The sequence below is a fragment of the Streptomyces sp. NPDC006208 genome, assembly GCF_040613775.1.
In the GTDB taxonomy this organism is placed as follows: domain Bacteria; phylum Actinomycetota; class Actinomycetes; order Streptomycetales; family Streptomycetaceae; genus Streptomyces.
Window position 1 is genome coordinate 127,307 of the sequence record NZ_JBEXSW010000013.1, and the last position, 19,199, is coordinate 146,505.

Annotated in this window: 11 protein-coding genes; 9 read left to right on the plus strand and 2 right to left on the minus strand. The window is 72.0% G+C overall.

The features are described from left to right. Positions 1-232 precede the first annotated feature (232 nt). From ABZ208_RS13065 to ABZ208_RS13085, 5 genes are all read left to right on the plus strand, one after another. Entirely contained in the window at positions 233-3,484 is a 3,252-nt protein-coding gene (locus ABZ208_RS13065; RefSeq protein ID WP_356909547.1) for an amino acid adenylation domain-containing protein, read from the plus strand. After that, positions 3,481-10,008 (plus strand): amino acid adenylation domain-containing protein, encoded by a 6,528-nt coding sequence (locus ABZ208_RS13070; RefSeq protein ID WP_356909548.1) that lies wholly within the window; start codon positions 3,481-3,483, stop codon positions 10,006-10,008. Before ABZ208_RS13065 ends, ABZ208_RS13070 begins: the two co-directional genes overlap by 4 nt. A 185-nt stretch (positions 10,009-10,193) precedes the next feature. Then, positions 10,194-11,273 (plus strand): guanitoxin biosynthesis L-enduracididine beta-hydroxylase GntD, encoded by a 1,080-nt coding sequence (gene gntD / locus ABZ208_RS13075; RefSeq protein WP_356909549.1) that lies wholly within the window; start codon positions 10,194-10,196, stop codon positions 11,271-11,273. 36 nt (positions 11,274-11,309) lie between these two features. Next, positions 11,310-12,080, plus strand: coding sequence for an SDR family oxidoreductase (locus ABZ208_RS13080; RefSeq protein WP_356909550.1), 771 nt, complete (start codon positions 11,310-11,312; stop codon positions 12,078-12,080). Between the two features lie 43 nt (positions 12,081-12,123). Further along, positions 12,124-13,356, plus strand: coding sequence for a cytochrome P450 (locus ABZ208_RS13085; protein WP_356909551.1), 1,233 nt, complete (start codon positions 12,124-12,126; stop codon positions 13,354-13,356). 135 nt (positions 13,357-13,491) lie between these two features. Here the strand turns inward: ABZ208_RS13085 and ABZ208_RS13090 are convergent, their stop codons facing one another. Continuing rightward, positions 13,492-13,677, minus strand: coding sequence for a hypothetical protein (locus ABZ208_RS13090; protein WP_356909552.1), 186 nt, complete (start codon positions 13,675-13,677; stop codon positions 13,492-13,494). 464 nt (positions 13,678-14,141) lie between these two features. Between ABZ208_RS13090 and ABZ208_RS13095 the strand changes: the two genes are divergently transcribed. Further along, positions 14,142-14,360: a hypothetical protein gene (locus tag ABZ208_RS13095; protein ID WP_356909553.1), complete on the plus strand. Its 219-nt coding sequence runs from the start codon at positions 14,142-14,144 to the stop codon at positions 14,358-14,360. Then, positions 14,357-15,991, plus strand: coding sequence for a cation acetate symporter (locus ABZ208_RS13100; protein WP_356909554.1), 1,635 nt, complete (start codon positions 14,357-14,359; stop codon positions 15,989-15,991). The genes ABZ208_RS13095 and ABZ208_RS13100 overlap by 4 nt, the downstream gene beginning before the upstream one ends. 160 nt (positions 15,992-16,151) lie before the next feature. Here the strand turns inward: ABZ208_RS13100 and ABZ208_RS13105 are convergent, their stop codons facing one another. Next, on the minus strand, positions 16,152-16,937 hold the full coding sequence (locus tag ABZ208_RS13105) for an alpha/beta fold hydrolase (RefSeq protein ID WP_356909555.1): 786 nt from the start codon (positions 16,935-16,937) through the stop codon (positions 16,152-16,154). Between the two features lie 149 nt (positions 16,938-17,086). On the opposite strand from ABZ208_RS13105, the gene ABZ208_RS13110 reads away from it, so the two are divergent. Further along, complete coding sequence (locus ABZ208_RS13110) at positions 17,087-17,431, plus strand: acyl carrier protein (protein WP_356909556.1); 345 nt, start codon at positions 17,087-17,089, stop codon at positions 17,429-17,431. Beyond that, positions 17,428-19,176 carry an acyl-CoA dehydrogenase family protein gene (locus ABZ208_RS13115; RefSeq protein ID WP_356909557.1) on the plus strand — a complete coding sequence of 583 codons (1,749 nt, stop codon included), beginning with the start codon at positions 17,428-17,430 and terminating at the stop codon, positions 19,174-19,176. Before ABZ208_RS13110 ends, ABZ208_RS13115 begins: the two co-directional genes overlap by 4 nt. Positions 19,177-19,199: the final 23 nt, after the last annotated feature.

A 19,199-nucleotide genomic window follows, 5' to 3' on the forward strand; every position in this document is an offset into this window, starting at 1 on the left:
ACGGCACGGCCGGTGCGCGCACGGGCGGCCGGAGCGCCCGGCCCGGTGCCAGCCTCGGTGCGGTATCTGCCCGGCGCCAGGCAGCTCGCCGGTAACTCGGGCCTCTCAGGCGGCATTTCGACCAGCAACACCGATTGCCGGTCGGTTGCCTGGTCACCTGTCACGCAGGCGTTGCAGCATCGACCGGGTTCCAGCTCCCGATCCGTCGTAGTGCACGAGAGCGGTTACGAACTTGACGACATCACGCTACGCCGAGAACGGCCTGCTTCCGCTGACGGCCGCACAGCGGGGGGTCTTCCACGCCCAGCAGCTCGCTCCCGACAACCCGGCCTACAACACCGTGGCCGTCATGGAGATCCGGGGTCCGGTGGACGGGGAGCTGTTGCAGCGCGCGATCCGCCGGGCCGAGGGGGAGAGCGGAAGCTTCGACGTCGAGCTGGTGGAGCTGCCGGACGGCGTCTTCCAGCGTCCGGTCGCCCCGGGCTGCTCGACCTGGCGGGAGATCGACCTCAGCGGCGAGCCGGATCCCTTCGCCGCGGCCTGGGCGCTGGTGGACCAGGACCGCGCCACCCCGCTCGACCTGCTGAAGGACGAGCTGTCCGCGCATGTGCTCATGCGCGTGGGTGCCGACCACTGGCTCTGGTACCAGCGCAGCCACCACATCCTCTCCGACGGCTTCGGCTCGGTGCTGCACTCCCGCAGGATCGCCACGGTCTACGAGGCCCTGGCCGCGGGGACGGAGCCGGGGGGCGAGCCGCTGGGCCCCCTCCAGGGTCTCCTGGCGGACGAGGCGGACTACCGCGCGTCGCAGGACTACACCGCGGACCAGGCGTACTGGACCGGGACGTTCGCGGACCGGCCCGAGGCCGCCGGCCTGGCGCCGGGGGTGCCGACGAGCGCCACGGGCCGGGCGATCCGCGCCACAACGACGCTGTCGCAGAGCGAACTTCTGGCACTGCACGCCGCGGGACGGGACGTCCGCGCCCCGTGGACGGTGGCGATGCTGGCGGCGGTCGCCGCGTATCTGCACGGGATGACCGGGGCCGAGGACCTGACCATCGGCGTCCCGGTCACCGCCCGCCTCGGCGCACGGTCCCGGAACGTGCCCGGCATGCTGTCCAACACGCTCCCGCTGCGGCTCACCGTCACCGCGGCTGCGGGCCGCACGGAGTTGGTCCGGCAGGTGGCGCGCCGGCTCGGTGAACTCCTCACGCACCAGCGCTACCCGTACGACGAGCTCCGGCGGGACCTGCGGCTCCTCGGTACGGACGAGCAGATGTTCGGCGTGCTCGTGAACATCATGCCGGCGGGCTCGGAGACCGCGTTCACCGGCCGCGAGGCGGTGCTGACCACGCTGTCCGGCGGACCGGTGACCGATCTCAACATCACCTGCCACCCCGGCCCGGACGGCCGGGACGCGCGCGTCGACTTCGAAGCCAATCCCGACCGCTACAGCACCGAGGAACTGGCCACGCACCAGCGCAGGTTCACCGACTTCCTCACCCGCTTCCTCGCCGCCCCGCCGGAGCTCCCGCTCGCCCGCGTGGATGTGCTGACCCAGGCCGAACGCGCGCAGGTGCTCGCCGCCGGCCGGATGCCGGAGCCGGCGCAGCCTCTCGCCGTGCGGACCTTCCCCGAGCTGTTCGAGGAGCAGGTCCGGCGGACGCCGCACGCCTGCGCGGTGCTCTCCCCCGCCGGCCGTGTCGACTACGCCGAGCTCAACGCCCGGGCCAACCGCCTGGCCAGGGTGCTCGTCGAGCGGGGCGCAGCGCCCGAGCGGCTGGTGGCCGTCGCCCTGCCCCGAGGCATCGCCGCTCTGACGGCCGTGATCGCGGTGATGAAGTCGGGCGCGGCCTACCTGCCGGTCGACCTCGACTACCCACGGGCCCGCGTCACCGGCATGCTCGACGACACCCAGCCGCTGCTCCTGCTCACGACCCGCGGGGCCGACGACCCGACGCCGGCCCCGGACGTGCCGCGGCTGTACCTGGACGACGCGGACGGCCCCACCGCCTCTCCCCTGCCGGGGCTGCCCGGCACCGACCTCGACGACAGCGATCGCCTCGCACCGCTGCGGCCCGGACATCCGGCGTACGTCATCTACACCTCCGGTTCGACCGGCCGCCCCAAGGGGGTCGTCGTCCCGCACACCGGCCTTGCCGCGCTGCTGCGGCATCAGACGGACCTGCTCCGCCTGACGCCGGACACCCGCGTGCTGCAGTTCGCTTCACCGAGCTTCGACGCATCGGTGTGGGAGCTCTGCACGGCGCTGCTCACCGGCGCCGCCGCGGTCGTCGCCCCGGCCGAACGGCTCACGCCCGGACCGCCGTTGGTGGAGCTGGTGTCCGAACTCGGCGTCAGCTGCCTGCTGCTGGCGCCCTCGGCGCTGGCGGCCATGCCGCCGGACGGCCTGCCGGAGGGCATCAATCTGGTCGTCGGTGCCGAGGCCTGCTCGCCGGAGCTGGTCGCGCGCTGGTCCCCCGGACGGCACATGGTCAATGCCTACGGTCCCACCGAGGCGACGGTCATCGCCACGCAGACCGGGCCGCTGTCCGGCCGGACCGTACCGCCCATGGGGTACTCGGTCCCCGGCAGCCGGCTCCGGCTGCTCGATGCGGCACTGCGGCCCGTGCCGCCCGGGGTGGCGGGTGAGGTGTACCTGAGCGGCGGCGGGCTCGCCCGCGGCTACCTCGGCCGCCCCGGGGTCACCGCCGGTCGGTTCGTGGCCGACCCCTTCGGCGCGCCCGGTGCGCGGATGTACCGGACGGGTGACGTGGCCCGATGGACGGCGGGCGGCGAGCTGGTCTACCTGGGCCGCGCCGACAGCCAGGTCAAGGTGCGGGGCTTCCGTATCGAGCTGGGAGAGGTCGAGGACGTCCTCGCGCAGGCTCCCGGCGTCGGCGCGGTCGTCGTGACGGTCCGTGAGGACCGGCCGGGCGTCAGGCAGTTGGCCGGGTACGTCGTCCCCGCCCCTGCGCACACCGGCGAGGCGTCGGCAGACCGGCCCGACGCGGCCGCGCTGCGCGAGTTCGTGGCGCGGCGTCTGCCGGCGTACATGGTCCCGGCCGTCGTCACCGTGATCGACGCCTTCCCCCTCACCCCCAACGGCAAGGTCGACCGACGCGCCCTGCCCGCCCCCCAGTTCCACACCACCACCCAGTACCGCGCCCCCACAACCGAACGCGAACGAACCCTGCACCAGGTGTTCACCGACGTACTCGGCCACCCACGCATCGGCACCGACGACAGCTTCTTCGACCTCGGCGGCGACTCCATCATCGCCATGCAACTCGCAGCCCGCGCCCACCGCGCCGGACTCGCCATCACCGCCAAAGACATCTTCGTCCACAAAACCATCGCCCAACTCGCCCCCGTCGCCGAAGACATCGACCCGGAGGCCGGAACGCCCCGCGCTGAGGGCCTGGTGCGGATCGACGCCGATGAACTCGACGAGCTGGAAGCCCAGTGGGAGACATCACTGTGAGACAGACATCCCTGGAAGCGGTTCTGCCGCTCTCGCCGTTGCAGCAGGGCATCCTCTTCCACGCCCTCTTCGACGAGGGAGATGTCGATGGCGAGCATGTCGACTTCTACACCGTGCAGACGCCCCTGGAGCTTGTGGGGGCGCTCGACACCGATCTGCTGCGCCGCTCGTGCGTCGCGCTGCCTGCCCGGCATGCGAGCCTGCGAGCCGGGTTCCTGCGGCGCCGTTCCGGTGAGGCCGTCCAGGCCGTCGCCCGGGCGGTCGAGCCACGGTGGGAGGAGATCGACCTGTCCGGTTTCGGCGCCGGCGAACGCGGGCTACGACTCGCCCGGCTGCTGACCGAGGACCGCTCCCGGCGCTTCGACATGGCCAGGCCGCCGCTGCTGAGGTTCACGCTGGTGCGGCTCGCACCCGACCGGCACGTGCTCGTGCTCACCAACCACCACATCCTCCTGGACGGCTGGTCGCTGCCGCTGGTCCTCGCCGACCTGTTCCGTATCTACCGGGACGGCGGCACGGCGGATCAGCTGGAACCGGCCGCGTCGTTCCAGGAATACCTCGGCTGGCTCTCGGCGCAGGACCGCGGCGAGGCCGAGCGGGCCTGGCGGGCCGCGCTGTCCGGTGTCGACGGCGCGACACTGGTGGCGGACACGGCGGGCACCGGCTCGTCCGACCGCGGCCAGCAGCGGGTCGTCGCTGAACTGTCCGAGACCGACACGGCACAGCTGACCGCTGCGGCCCGCTCACGCGAACTCACCACCAACACCATGGTCCAGGGCGCGTGGGCACTGCTGCTGACGGTGCTGACCGGACGGCAGGACGTCGTCTACGGCAACACTGTCGCGGGACGACCGCCGGAGCTCCCTGAGAGCGACCGCATGGTGGGCCTGATGATGAACACGGTGCCCGCCCGGGTCCGGGTCGACCCTGCCGAGCCGGTGGCCGAGCTGCTGGCACGTATCCAGCACGAGCAGTCGGCTCTGACCCGGCACGACTATCTCGGTCTCGCCGACATCCACCGCGCCGTCGGTGTCACCGAACTCTTCGACACCACCGTCGCCTTCGAGAACGTGCCCGTCGAGCAGGCCGTCCGGGGCTCGGCGGTCCCCGGCCTCACCGTCGGCATCCTGCGGGACGCCGTCGAGGAGGCGTTCGAAGGCACCCACTATCCGCTGAGCCTGGCCGTCCACCCCGGCGACCGGCTCCGCTTCGAACTCAACTACCGCGAGGACGTCTGCACCGCCGAGGCGGCGTCCGACGTACTGGACCGCCTGTGCGGCCTGCTCCAGGACATCGCCGGCCGGCCCGAACTGCCCGCGGGGCAGCTGCCGCTGTGCTCACAGGCGGAACGCGTGGAGATCCTGCGGGCGTCGAGCGGCAGGACGGTGCGGCACACCGCCCAGGCCCTGCCCAAGGTGTTCGAGGCGCAGGTCCGCGCGACACCCGACGCGATCGCCGTCACCGACGGCACGACCCGTCTGACGTTCGAGCAGCTGAACGCCGGCGCCAACCGGCTCGCCCGGCTGCTCGTCGCCGACGGCGCGGGCCCGGGCCGTCTCGTCGGCGTCGCCCTGCCCCGTACCACCGACGCCGTGGTGGCGATCCTGGCGGTCCTCAAGTCGGGCGCCGGATACCTGCCGATCGACACCGACCACCCTGCGGAGCGGATCGCGGCGGTCTGCGCGGAGGCTCGGCCGGCCGTCGTCCTGGCCGTCGGCGCTACCGCGCACGCCGTGCCCGGGTCCGTGCGGACGCTGCTGGTCGACGAGGCCGCACTGCCCGAGACCGCACTTCCCAAGGACATGACGGACCTCGACGACGACGACCGCACCGGCCCGCTGCTCCCCTCCCACCTGGCCTATGTGATCTACACCTCCGGCTCCACCGGCCGCCCCAAGGGGGTCGCCGTCGAGCACCGGAACCTGGTCAACATGTTCCACAGCCACCGGGCGAACTTCTTCGAACCGGAGCGGGCGAGGGCGGGCGGACGGCCGCTGCGTGCGGCACTGACCAACTCGCTCGGCTTCGACGCCTCTTGGAGCCAACTGCTGTGGATGGTGGCCGGGCACGAACTGCACATCGTCGACGACACCGTCCGCAAGGACTCCCTGGCACTCGTCGAGCACGCGGTGGGCGCGGCGATCGACGTCATCGACACCACGCCGTCCGTCGCACGCCAGATGCTGCTGGCAGGCATGTTCGAGGCGTCGGGGCAGCGGCACCGGGTGGCGGTTCTCGCACTCGGCGGCGAGGAGGTCGCAGAGGACCTGTGGAGCGAACTGCACGCCGTGCCGGGCCTGTCGGTGTACAACCTGTACGGCCCGGCCGAGTGCACGGTGGACGCGATGCTCTGGCACGGCGACGGCTCCACCCGGCCCGCCATCGGCGTCCCCGCCGACAACTCCCGGGTGTATGTGCTCGACGGGTTCCTGCGGCCCGTGCCGGCCGGGACGGTCGGCGAGCTGTACATCGCCGGTGACGGCGTCGCCCGCGGCTATCTGGATCGCCCGGGCCTGACGGCGGAGCGGTTCGTGGCCGACGTGTTCGGTCCCGCGGGCGCCCGCATGTACCGCACGGGTGACCTGGGGCGCCGCCGGCCGGACGGTGTCGTGGAGTACTGCGGACGGTCGGACTTCCAGGTCAAGATACGGGGCCATCGCATCGAACTCGGCGAGATCGAAGCCGCCCTTGCGGCGGATCCCTCGGTGGGCCAGGCGGTGGCGGCGGTGTCCGTCGACAGCGCGGGTGTGCAGCGGATCGCGGGATACGTACTTCCTGCTCCCCGCGCCCAGGTGCAGCCCGGCGCGCTGCGCGAGTTCGTGGCGCGGCGTCTGCCGGCGTACATGGTCCCGGCCGTCGTCACCGTGATCGACGCCTTCCCCCTCACCCCCAACGGCAAGGTCGACCGACGCGCCCTGCCCGCCCCCCAGTTCCACACCACCACCCAGTACCGCGCCCCCACAACCGAACGCGAACGAACCCTGCACCAGGTGTTCACCGACGTACTCGGCCACCCACGCATCGGCACCGACGACAGCTTCTTCGACCTCGGCGGCGACTCCATCATCGCCATGCAACTCGCAGCCCGCGCCCACCGCGCCGGACTCGCCATCACCGCCAAAGACATCTTCGTCCACAAAACCATCGCCCAACTCGCCCCCGTCGCCAAGGACAAGGCAGCGCAGGGCGACACGCAGAACCCGGACGGTACGGCCGTGATCGCGGGGCCGCTGATCACCCTCAGCGAGGCCGAGCAGGCGGAACTCGCCGCGCACGGGCACCGGATCGCCGATGTGCTGCCGCTGACGCCATTGCAGCAGGGCATGCACTTCCACGCGATGCTGGCCGCCGACGGCGTCGACGTCTACACGGCCCAGGCGCCGCTGCGGCTCGAAGGCGCGCTCTCACCCGCCGTGCTGCGCAAGGCCGTCGACGGTGCCGTGGCCCGTCATGCCGCGCTGCGTGTCTCCTTCACGCTCCTGGGCTCGGGCCGTCTGATCCAGGTGGTGCACGAGGAGGTGAGAGTGCCGTGGCGGGAGGTCGACCTCTCGGAACTGAGCGAGGAGGACCGCCGGCTGCGGCTCGCGGAACTGACGGGCGACGAACGCCTGCGGCGCTTCGACCTCGAGAAGCCGCCGCTGCTGCGGGTCACTCTGGTCCGGCTCGCGGACGACGACCACCTGCTGCTCGTGTCGCACCATCACGGGCTGCTGGACGGCTGGTCGCTGCCGCTGTTCTTCCGTGACGTGTTCGCCCTCTACGCCCGCGGCGGCAGCGACGGGGGCCCTGAACCGGTGCAGTTCGCCGACTTCCTGCGCTGGCTCGGCAGCCAGGACGACGAGCGCGCGGCGCAGGTCTGGCACGGGGCGCTGGCCGGATTCGACGAGCCGACCCTCGTCGCTCCGGATGCCGAGGCCGCCACGGCGACCGTGCCCCATCTGGTGACCGAGGTCCTCGGCGCCGAGGAGACCACGGCACTGACCATCGGGGCACGCCGCGCGGGCCTGACGCTCAACACCCTGGTGCAGGGTGCCTGGGCGGTGGCGCTGGGCCAGTTGCTGGGCCGTGACGACATCGTGTTCGGCGCGACCACCGCCGGGCGTCCGCCGGAGCTGGCGGGCTCCGAGGAGATCGTCGGCCTGCTCATGAACACCGTGCCGGTGCGGGTACGGCTCGACCCGGCGCGGCCACTGGACCGTGTGCTGGCCGACCTCCAGTTCCAGCAGGCCGAGCTGGTCCCGTCCCAGCACCTGGGTCTCACCGAGGTGCAGCGGATCCTGGGACTGGGCGAACTGTTCGACACCGTGATCGGGTTCGAGAACACGCCGGTCGACGGGGAGGCGATTCAGGAGCAGGTCCCCGGCCTGCGGATCTCCGTCGACGACGAGCCCGTGCCCGGTGCCTCCCACTATCCGCTCAGCCTGGTCGTGGCGCCGGGCGAGCGGCTGAGTCTGGAACTCAGCTACCGTGGCGACCTCTTCACCGCCGAGGCCTGTGCGGCCCTGCTCACCCGGGTGCGCAAGGTGCTCGACGGCTTCGTGGCGGACCCGGCCGTGCCGCTGGGTCGGATCGACCTGCTGACGGCCGAAGAGCGCGGGCAGTTGCTCGACGCCGCCGGCGGCCCGTCGCCCGCCCTTGCACCCACCACCTTCCCTGCGCTCTTCGAGGAGCAGGTACGGGCTCGGCCCGATGCCGTCGCGGTGTACGACGGCACGCTGGCCCTGAGCTACGGCGACCTCAACGCCCAGGCCAACAAGCTGGCCCGGGCGTTGTCGGCGCAGGGCATCGGCGCCGAGGACATCGTCGCGGTCGCGCTCCCCAAGTCGGCCCGGTCCGTCCTCGCGGTCCTGGCCGTCCTCAAGTCCGGTGCCGCCTATCTGCCGCTGGACCTCGGGTATCCGCCGGAACGGCTCCGTCATGTCATGGACGATGCGAAGCCCGCCCTCGTCCTCACGACCCGCGAGGCGGCGCAGCTGATGGCCGAGGCAGGCGCCGGGCGGACCCTGTGCCTGGACGGACCCGGCCCGGCCGACGCCGATCCGTCACATCTCCTGGGCGAGACGGCCCAGTTGACCGCCTCCCTGTCCGGCGAGGATCTGACCGACGCCGACCGGGTGGCGCCGCTCAGGCCCGGGAACACCGCGTACCTGATCTACACGTCCGGATCGACCGGCCGTCCCAAGGGCGTACTGGTGCCGCACCTCGGCATCGCGGCCCTGATCGCCCAGCAGCGCTCCGGGCTCGCCCTGCGCGCGGACGAGCGGGTGCTGCTGTTCGCATCCCCGAGCTTCGACGCCTCCGTGTGGGAGCTGGCGACCGCTCTGCTGACCGGGGCGAGCGCGGTCACCGCTGCCGCCGACCAGCTGCTGCCGGGGCCGGCCCTGGCAGCCACGGTGGCACGGCACGGCGTGACCACCCTGTTGCTCCCGCCGTCCTCGCTCGCCGTGATGCCCGAGGACGGACTGCCCGCCGGCGTCACCCTCGTCGTGGGCGGCGAGGCCTGCCCGCCCGACCTGGTCGAACGCTGGTCTGCGGGACGCCGCATGGTCAACGCCTACGGTCCGACCGAGGCGACCGTCATGGCGACGATGAGCCGCCCGCTGTCGGGCCGGACCGTGCCTCCGCTCGGTGACCCGGTCGTGGGGGCCCGTGTGTACCTGCTGGACGGCGCCCTTCAGCCGGTTCCGGCAGGAGCGTCCGGCGAGCTGTACCTGGCGGGGGACGGCCTCGCGCGCGGCTATCTGCGCCGGGCGGGACTCACCGCGGAGCGCTTCGTGGCGGACCCGTTCGGTCCGGCGGGAGCGCGCATGTACCGCACCGGCGACGTCGCGCGCCGCACACCGCACGGCACCCTGGAGTACCTGGGCCGCGCGGACGAGCAGGTCAAGGTGCGCGGCTTCCGGATCGAGCCGGGCGAGATCGAGGCGGTGCTGGCCGACGACCCCTCGGTCGCCCAGGCGGTCGTGGTCGTCCGCGAGGACCGGCCGGGCGTGCGGCAGCTGGTGGCGTACGCGGCAGTGGCCGCCGGCTCCCGGCCCGAGCCGGAGATCCTGCGCCGGCGGGTCGCGGACGCCCTGCCCGAGTACATGGTGCCCGCGGCCGTGGTGGTCCTCGACCGGCTGCCGGTCACGCCGAGCGGCAAGCTCGACCGAGGTGCGCTGCCCGCACCGGACTTCTCCGGCACCCGCGACAGCCGGGCACCGCGCACCCCGCGCGAGGAGAGGCTGTGCGCGCTGTTCGCGAAGGCCCTCGGCGCGGAGCGGGTCGGTATCGACGACAGCTTCTTCGACCTCGGCGGCGACTCGATCGGCTCGATCAAGCTCGTCACGCTGGCCCATGCGGAGGGCCTGGACATGGCCCCGCGTGACGTGTTCACCCACAAGACCGTCGCGGCGCTCGCCGCCGCGGTGAAGGACCTCGCCCCCGGGCCGGACGCCGATGCGGCCGGACCGGAGGAGCCGCTGATCACCCTGTCTCAGCACGAACTCGACGAGTTCGCCGAGGACTGGCAGGAGCAGGACTGAGCGCCCGGCTTCCGCCGGGAGGTGCCCCCTGGCACCGATCGCACGACCGCTGGACCAGTACGGCCGGGACCCTGCTCGGCCGGTCCGGTGAGGTACGGCCACGCGGTCCGGCAGCAGTGCGCGGGCCGCACAGGACCGAACGACGGACGACCCGAGCGGTCACGACCTGGTGAGGACGACCCGACATGACAAGCACCTACCCTGCTGTTGACGCGGCCCGCCCGGGCGCGGCCGACCGGGGGCCCGACAGCCGCGAGGCCCCCTTCGAGTACCACCTCGACGCCGATGAGGTCGCCGGGCTGCGGGCCGCCGCGTCGAAGCTCGCCGACACCCACGGGGCACCCGGCCTGCCGGAGTTCTACGACCGGGACCACGCGGCCGACGAACTGCTGCCCGCGGGCCTGCGCGGCTTCCTCCTCTCCTACCGCAGGACCGAGGGCAGGGCTGCCTGCCTGGTGCACGGCTTCCCGGTGGACGACGCGCAGCTCGGCCCCACGCCGGAGCACTGGCGCGAGGCCATCGGCGGCACGGCGGCCACGGAGCAGGAGCTGTGGCTTGCGATGTGCGGGATGGTGCTGGGCGACCCGTTCGGCTGGGCGACCCTCCAGGAGGGCCGCATCATCCAGAACGTCCTGCCGATCCCCGGCGACGAGACACGCCAGAGCGGCTACGGCAGCACGAGTCTGCTGGAGTTCCACACCGAGGACGGCTTCCACCCCAACCGCTGCGACTATCTGCTGCTGTTCGGCCTGCGCAACCCCGACCGGGTGCCGACCATCGTCGCCTCCGTAGGCGATGTGCGCCTCGGCGACCAGGACCGTGCGGTGCTCGCCGAGGACCGGTTCCACATCCTGCCGGACACCGAGCACATCCGGCAGCTGGAGGCGCACGCCCCCGGCCATCCCGCGCTGGCGAAGCTGTACGGCATGGTGGACCGGCCCGTGCCGACCGCCGTCCTGTTCGGCGACCGGTTCAACCCGTACCTGCGCATCGACCGGCCCTTCATGCATGTGCGCCCCGGCGACACCGAGGCCGAGACGGCGCTCGACCGGCTCATGGACGAGCTCCAGCGCGTGCAGCGGGACATCGCGGTGGGCCCCGGCTCGCTGCTGGTCGTGGACAACTACCGCGCCGTGCACGGCCGCCGTCCCTTCGTCCCGCGGTACGACGGGACCGACCGCTGGCTCAAGAAGCTCACCGTCAGCCGCAACCTGCGGCGCAACATCAGCGGCTACGCCCTCGGCCACCACCGCGTCATCGTCTGAACCGTCCGCGGCATCCCGGCAGAAAGGCAGCACCCCATGCGCACAGTCATCGTGTCCGGCGCATCCAGCGGTATCGGCCACGCCACCGCCGAACGGTTCGCCCGCTGCGGCGACCACGTGGTCAACCTCGACATCCAGCCGCCGGTGCCGGGCACGGTGGACGGCCCGCGCGACGGCGGGGGCGAGGTCCGGTGGATCGAGCTGGACGTCGCCGACTGGTCCGGCGTCCGCGACGCGGTCGACCAGGTGCACGCCGAGCGCGGCCGTATCGACGTCGTCATCGCGAACGCCGGCATCAGCGTCCGGCACGGCATCCTCGACCTCACCGAGGCCGAGGCGCGGCGCACCCTGGACGTCAACCTGATGGGCGTTCTCGCCCTGTGGCGCCACGCCACACCGCACATGCTGCGCCAGGGCGAGGGCGTCCTGCTGGCGACGGCTTCCGTCAACGGCTCGCGCGGTTACCCGCTCTACGCGGACTACAACGCCAGCAAGGCGGGCGTGGCCTCGCTCTGCCAGACCTTCGCCGTCGAGCTGAGCCCGCTGATCAGGACCGCCTGCGTCGCGCCCGGCGCCGTCCTGACACCCATGCAGCGCGCCGAGTACACCGACGCCATGCTCGACGAGGTCAACGAGCGCATCCCGGCCCGCCGGCACGCCCTGCCAGAGGAGATCGCGGACGTCTTCCACTTCCTGGCGTCCCCGCAGGCATCGTTCGTCTCGGGCCAGCAGTTCGTGGTGGACGGGGCCGAGACCGCCGGAGCCACCACCGCGTTCTTCCCCGGACCCGTCAAACCGCTGAGCTGAGCGCGCCGGCCCCGTGTCCCGTCACCGAGTTCGAGGAACGACCATGGAGACCCGCCCACCTCTCGCCCCGGGCCCGCTCGACACCCTGGATCTCGCCGATCCGCTGCTGCACGCCCGCCACGACCTGGGGCCGCTGTGGCACCGGTTGCGCACCCAGGCACCGGTGCACTGGCAGCCCGAAACCGGGCGCGGCCCCGGATTCTGGGTGGTGAGCGGCCATGCCGACATCGTCTCGGTGCTGGGCGACGGCGAGACCTTCACCTCGGAGCGCGGCAACGTGCTCGACACCCTGCTGACGGGTGGCGACTCGGCGGCGGGGCAGATGCTGGCCGTCACGGACGGCCGACCGCACAAGGCGCTGCGCAGCGCCCTGCTGAAGCCGTTCTCGCCGCGCTCCCTCGACGTCGTGGTCGAGAGCGTGCGGCGCGGCACCCGCCGGCTGGTCGAGGAGGCGGTGGAGCGGGGAGAGGTGGATTTCGCCGCCGACGTGGCCGCGCACATCCCGCTCGCCGCGATCTGCGACCTGCTCGGCGTACCGGCCTCGGACCGGAAGCACATCATCGACCTCACCTCGTCGGCGCTGGGCTCGGTGGACGGCGTCCCCGACGAGGAGGCGACCTGGTCATCGCGGAACGGCCTGCTGCTCTACTTCTCGGAACTGGCCGAGCAGCGGCGCGCCAAGCCGTACGACGACGTGGTCAGCCTCCTGGTGACCAAGGAGATCGACGGCCGGCCGCTGACCCACGAGGAGATCGTCTTCAACTGCTACAGCATCATCATGGGCGGTCATGAGACGACCCGCTTCGCCATGGTCGGCGGCCTGCACGCGCTGATGCAGCACGAGGACCAGTGGCAGGCGCTCAAGTCGGGCCGGGTGAGCACGGCTTCGGCGGTCGAGGAGGTGCTGCGCTGGACCACCCCGGCCCTGCACAGCGGCAGGACCGCCACCGAGGACGTGTTCTTCGGCGACCAGTTCATCGAGGCCGGCGACATCGTCGTCACCTGGCTGGCGTCCGGCAACCGCGACGAGCGGGTCTTCGACCGGCCGGACGACTTCGACCTGTCCCGCACGCCCAACCGGCACCTGTCGTTCGCGCACGGCCCGCACTTCTGCCTCGGCGCGTTCCTGGCACGGGCCGAGCTGTCGGCCTTGCTGGAGAGCCTGCGGGACCTGGTCGCCGTGGCCGGGCCCGCGGGCCCACCGCGGTACGTGTACTCGAACTTCCTGAGCGGCATGTCGGCCCTGCCGGTCGCCCTCACCCCGGAACGGCCCTAGCTCGGCGCCGTGTTGGATCGTCGAGGGTGGCTGAGTCAGGCGGTGGCGCGCCGTTGAGGAAGCGGGGGGACAACATGCTGCCCAGCGGCCGACCGGCCGGCTCCTTTGAAGAAACCCTCGACTGCGTATGCGGCCTCAGCCGTCGCGGCCGACGAGGCAGATCGCAAAGCGCCAGGTGTACGGGGCTCCGCCGAAGCGCAGGCGGCACAGCAGTTGCGCCTCGCCGCCGAGCAGCACACCGTCGATGCGGGCGATGACGCCCCGGTGGCGGACCTCGACCCGGTCCAGCTGCGGCCGGTGGGCGCGGGCGCGCTCGTTCACGCGCTCGCGCAGGTGGTGCTCCAGCTACTCGGGTGGGCTCTCGAAGAAGGCCAAGGCATGGCCGGCTGCCCACCCGCGCCGGCACCGCCGGGCCCCACCACCGGGCCTTCGACGGCCGCCTTTCCGCCGGCCTTCGGTAACCCCGCGCAGACTGCTCGGCTTGCACCGTTCATTTGACAGCCCCTCCCCCTAGATACGTGACTGCCAGTTCCGTTATTGTCCGTCCACGCCAGGGGCCGTCAACCCGCCGCAGCAGCCCGTCACCCCGGAGCGGCACTGACCTCTGACTGAACGGCCACACCGCGGCCTTGACCTGGATCGCCGCCCAGTGGTGCGTCTTGCCGGCATCGGTGCCGGCCCGTATCCGGGCCACCTCCCGGGCCGCCTGACAACTCACGGAGACCGCCATGGCCCACCCGCACGCCCCCCGCCTTCATCATCGTCCGCGGCCTCACCGCCCGGGTATGTCCTTCGCCCTGGTCAACGGATCGGCCTTCGCCGTGCACGTGCTGCTCGCCTGCTCCGCAGCCGAGTTGATGACCACCCGTGTCTGGGGAGAGGCCAGCATCGGCGTGCTGGCCCTGCTCTTCCAGGGCGCCCTGCTGGTGCTGACGGCGGCGCGGTTCGACCGCCGCGCGGACGGACGCCCGGCTCCTCAGGAGGACGGGGAGGAGAGCAGATGAATGCGCGGATCCTGCTCGCCGCGCCGGGCGCCCTGGACAGCGACACACAGGCCTTCGTCCTGCTGGGCTTTCTCACGCTCGTCGTCCCCATCCTGTTCGTCTGCGTCCTCAGCGGTCCCGAGAGGGACCGGGTCAACGACTTCTACACAGCGGGCCGCAGGCTGACGCCCCTGCGCGGGGCTCTTGTACTGACCGGCGTCTACCTGCCCGCGGCCGCGGTGCTCGGCACCACGGGAAGTGTTGCGGTCTTCGGCTACGACGGTCTGTTCATGGCCTTGTGCACCGTGCTGTCACTCGGCGTGCTCCTCCTGCTGGCGCGCCCCCTGCGCGAGCACGCCGGCTACACCCTGGGCGACACGTTCGCCCTGCGGGCACCGGGGCCGGGGGCGAGGATCGCGACCGCCGTCGTGACCTTGAGCGTGTGCGTCCCCGTTCTGGTCGTGCAGCTCTCCGGCGCGGGCGTGACCACCACGGCGCTGCTGGGAATGAGCGGGCCCGGCGCCGAGAAGACGGCCATCGTCATGATCGGCGCACTGGTCGTCTGCGCCACGGTGTTCGGCGGTATGCGCGGCACGGTCGTCATTCAGGTGATCAAAACGGTCGTGCTGCTCGGCGCGGCCCTGACGGTGGCAGCGGTGCTGCTCCATCGTTTCCACTGGAGCGCCGATGCCCTGATCGACGCCGCCGGACAGGGCAGCGGCCGGCCCGCCGGCTATATGCGTCCCGGCCTCCGCTACGCCGACAGCGGCGAATTGGAAGGCACACTCGACTTCATCGGCCTCGTGATCACCATCGTGCTGGGAGTGGCGTGCCTGCCACACGTTGCCATGCAACTCAGCACCGCACCCGACGCGGCCACCGCGCGCCGTACGGTGCGCCACACCATCGGCATCGTCGCCACCTTCTGCCTGACGACGGCTCTGATGGGCTTCGCGGCCGCCGCGTTGATCGGCGCACCGGCGATCATGGCCGCCGATCCCGGAGCCAACACCGCTCTGCTGCTGCTCACCGGCGAACTGGCGGGGGGCACGTCCACCCACGCGAACGGGGCACTTCTCGTCGTCCTGGTTTCCTCCGCGGTGTTCCTCACCACGCTGGCCGCCGTGGCGAGCATCACCCTGGCGGCCGCGGGGGCGATCGCCCACGACCTGTACACGAAGGTGCTGCGCCGTGGGCGCACGACCGAGGGCCGGGAGGTGGCCGCCGCCCGCCTGGCGTCCGCCGGGGTCGGAATCCTGAGCATCGCCCTGGCGGTCTGGGTCCAGGGATGGAACGTCGTGTTCCTGACGGCGATGTCCCTGGCGGCGGCGGCCTCCTGCCTGCTTCCGGCACTGGTGTACTCCCTCTTCTGGAGCGGCTACACCCGGGCCGGGCTCCTCTGGACGCTGTACGGGGGCCTTGCCTGCACCGTCGGACTGCAGATCTGCAGCCCCGTCTTCTCCGGCACTCCCCTGGCGCTCTTCCCTGAGTTGCACATCGACTGGTTCCCGCTCCAGACGGTCGTCCTCGTGTCGATGCCCGCCGGCTTCCTGTTCGGCTGGCTGGGCAGCGTCGTGAGTGGGCAAGGATCTGCGACGGCAGCCCCCTCGAAGCCGTATGACCCTCGACGATCCGACGTGGTGCAGCACTAGGCCCTGTCCGGGCGATCTTCGAGGATCAGCCTGCGGCGTCAGATGCGTGGGGTTTCCCCAGGTCCGCCAGGGCCGAGGCGTAGCGAGGCGCCGCAGCCGTCGCCGCAGGCCCGACAAGATCGCCCGGACAGGGCCTGACCTCTGGAAGGCCGGGCCCCGCTCACTGACGGGGCCCGGCCCGGAAGAAGGGCCCCAGCTCTTCGAGGACCGCGGACAGCGTCGACTCGGGATGCGTCTGCGGGAAGGTGTGTCCCCCGGGCAGCACCCGCATCCGGTGCACGCCCGACGTGTACGCCGCCCACGGCTCGATCTGCGCCACGGTGCTCACCCCGTCCTGGGCGCCGGCGAAGGCGAAGAGCGGACAGCCCACGGTGACCGGCTGCGGGATGCGGTAGCCCTCCGCGAGGGCCATGTCGGCGCGCACGGCACGAAGCAGGTCCCGCAGGAAGTCAGGGAAGTCCAGAAGTGCGGCCGGCAGACCGCCCTTGTGACTCAGCCAGGCGATCAGCTCCTCGTCGCTGCCGTCCGACAGAGGCGCCCTGGCGAGCGGCAGATGCGGCGCGCGGGCTCCCGTGACCAGCAGGGCAGTCGGCGGCCGCAACCCGTCCCGCTCGATCATGCGCGTCAGCTCGTACGCCACCACCGCACCGAAGCTGTGGCCGAACAGTGCGTACGGCATGGTGAGTTCGCGGCGCAGGCCGATGAGGACCGCCTCGAGAAGCGGCTCCAGCGCCTCGGGCACCGGCTCGGCGATGCGGGAGCCGCGGCCCGGCAGTTCCAGCGGGGCCAGCTCGATGCCCTCGGGCACGTACGGCCGCCAGGCGTTGAAGGCCGCCGCGCTTCCCCCGGAGTGCGGCAGGCACAGAAGTCTGAGCCGAGGCAGCCCGACGGTGAACCGGGCGCTGATCCAGCCTCTGTTCGGTGTGACGGCATCGATGGCGCTCATGTCCACCAGCCTCACCACTGCCTCCCTCCCCTGCCAGGCAGCCCGGCGGCAGCTTGGGCGGAAGGCACCCTGAGGCAGGCCGAGTTGCCGTGTGTTTGCCGGGCTCATTGCCTGGGACCGGTGTGCGGGTCCGGCCTAGCTTCGGCGGCATGACTCACACTCCTGCCGCCATCGGCGCCGAGGCCGTCTCCCGTGTGGTGTGCGGTATGGTCCGGCTGATCGCGCCGCGCAAGGTCGACCAGGCCGATCCGGACCACCGCCTCGTCGGCGATCTCGGCTTCCACTCCCTCGTCCTCGCCGAACTCGGTTACAACCTCGAGGATCTGTACGGCCTGCGGTCGCTGACTCCCGAGGAGGCCATGAAGCTGGAGCGCGTCAGCGACGTGATCGGGTTCGTCACCACCGAGGTGGCGGAAGGCCGGGCGCAGCTCCCCGCCGACGAGGACGTCGCCGCGCTCTTCGCCCGCTACGGCGTCGACGACCCCGCGGCATGACCCGCCAGGCATTCGACCGCCCTTCGTACGCACTGGCCGCGGACCTCGAGCGGACGCTCGGCGACCCGGACGCACCCAGCGGTCCGTTCAGCTGGTCCGAGACGGTCGAGCACGAGGAGAGCGGCGCCCTGCCTCCGGGGGCGGTCGACCTCGTCCGGTCGTGGGGGTTCGCGCAGTACCTGGTGCCCGAGGCGTTCGGCGGCGGGCTGCGGAACCTGGAACAGCTCGTCCTGCTGACCCGTTCGCTCGCGCGCCGCAATCTGACGGTCTCCGTGATGTTCGGATCGGCGCTCCTCGGCGTCAACCCGGTGTGGCTGTGGGGCGACGAGGAGCAGCGGGCGCGCGTCGCACGGGGCATGCTCGACGGTGACCTCGCGTGCTTCGCGGTGTCCGAACCGGACCACGGCAGCGACCTGGGGACCAACGAGACGAGAGCGGTGCCGGACGGGGACGGATTCGTCCTCACCGGGGAGAAGTGGCCTGTCGGCAATGCCACCCGGGGCCGTTTCGTGACCGTCTACGCGGCCGTCGAGGGCATCGGGTCGTCGCTGCTGCTGCTCGACAAGCAAACGCTGGAAGAGGGGAGTTGGGACAACCATCCCTTCGTCAGAACGGTGGGTCTGCGCGGTCACGACCTGAGCGGCATCACCTTCCGGGAGACCAGGGTGCCCGCCGGTGCGCCGGTCGGCCGCCCCGGCACGGGTCTGGCCGGGATCCTGCAGGTGCTCCAGATCACGCGCACGGCGATCGGCGCACTGTCGATCGGCACCATGGACTCGGTGCTGCGCATCGCCCTGCGTCACGCGCAGGAGCGGGTGCTGTACGGGCAGGAGATCTACCGCATCCCCGTCATCCGGCGGCACTTGGTGCGGTCATACCTCGACCTGCTGATCGCCGAGTGCACGGCAGTGCCGGTGGCACGGTCGCTCTCGGTCGCCCCGTCCCGGCTCAGCCTGTGGTCCTCTGTGGTCAAGTACCTCGTGCCGACGCTCGGCGAGGAGGTCACGCAGGAGGCCGCACGGGTCCTGGGCGCGCGCAGCTATCTGCGCGAGGGTGTGGCCTCGGGTGCGTTCCAGAAGCTCCAGCGCGACCATGCGATCGCGAGCATCTTCGAGGGGACCACGCACGTCAACCTCCACAGCATCGCCTCACAGCTGCCCGCCGTGGCCCGGGTGGCCGACCGGCCGGCCCCCGGCGGGGACGCTGTTCTGCGCCGGCTCTTCGACTGGTCCGAGGAGGCCCCGGTCTGGCAGCCATCGGGCAGGGCACTGCGGCTGACCAACGCCAGTGAGGACGAGATCACCCGCGGCTGGGACCCGGCCGTGGCCCAGGCCCGCCTGATCGCGGAGTGTGAGCTTCCCGCCCCGGTGGCCGGCGCGCTCCTCAAGGTTCTCGGTGAACTCTCCGCCCGCCGTACGGCGTTCTACCTGCCGATCGCCGCCGGTTCGCTCGATGCCGCGACGGCCGAGGGTCAGGACCGGGCCACCGAGCACTGCGTCCACCACGCGGCGGCCTCGTGCCTCTACACCTGGCTGTACTCCTTCGAACAGGAGCGCGCTTCGGCCGGGGGCACCGGATGGCTGGTGCTCGTCCTGCAGCGGCTGCTGGGACGGCTCGAGCCCACGGCCGAGCTGGACGAGAGCCTGTTCCCATGGCTGGAGGAGCTGATGCTGTCGAGCCTTGACGGCCCGGAGTACTTCTCGCTCCAGGCCGTCAAGGCAGCCGCCGGGGTGGCGGAAGGCTGAGCCGGTCGGCCCGCCGCCTCCGG

Bases quoted from the DNA above. Each gene is read 5' to 3' on its own strand.
- gntD (WP_356909549.1), top strand. From the start codon at position 10,194: ATGACAAGCACCTACCCTGCTGTTGACGCGGCCCGCCCGGGCGCGGCC.
- ABZ208_RS13080 (WP_356909550.1), top strand. From the start codon at position 11,310: ATGCGCACAGTCATCGTGTCCGGCGCATCCAGCGGTATCGGCCACGCC.
- ABZ208_RS13085 (WP_356909551.1), top strand. From the start codon at position 12,124: ATGGAGACCCGCCCACCTCTCGCCCCGGGCCCGCTCGACACCCTGGAT.
- ABZ208_RS13095 (WP_356909553.1), top strand. From the start codon at position 14,142: ATGTCCTTCGCCCTGGTCAACGGATCGGCCTTCGCCGTGCACGTGCTG.
- ABZ208_RS13100 (WP_356909554.1), top strand. From the start codon at position 14,357: ATGAATGCGCGGATCCTGCTCGCCGCGCCGGGCGCCCTGGACAGCGAC.
- ABZ208_RS13105 (WP_356909555.1), bottom strand. From the start codon at position 16,937: ATGAGCGCCATCGATGCCGTCACACCGAACAGAGGCTGGATCAGCGCC.
- ABZ208_RS13110 (WP_356909556.1), top strand. From the start codon at position 17,087: ATGACTCACACTCCTGCCGCCATCGGCGCCGAGGCCGTCTCCCGTGTG.
- ABZ208_RS13115 (WP_356909557.1), top strand. From the start codon at position 17,428: ATGACCCGCCAGGCATTCGACCGCCCTTCGTACGCACTGGCCGCGGAC.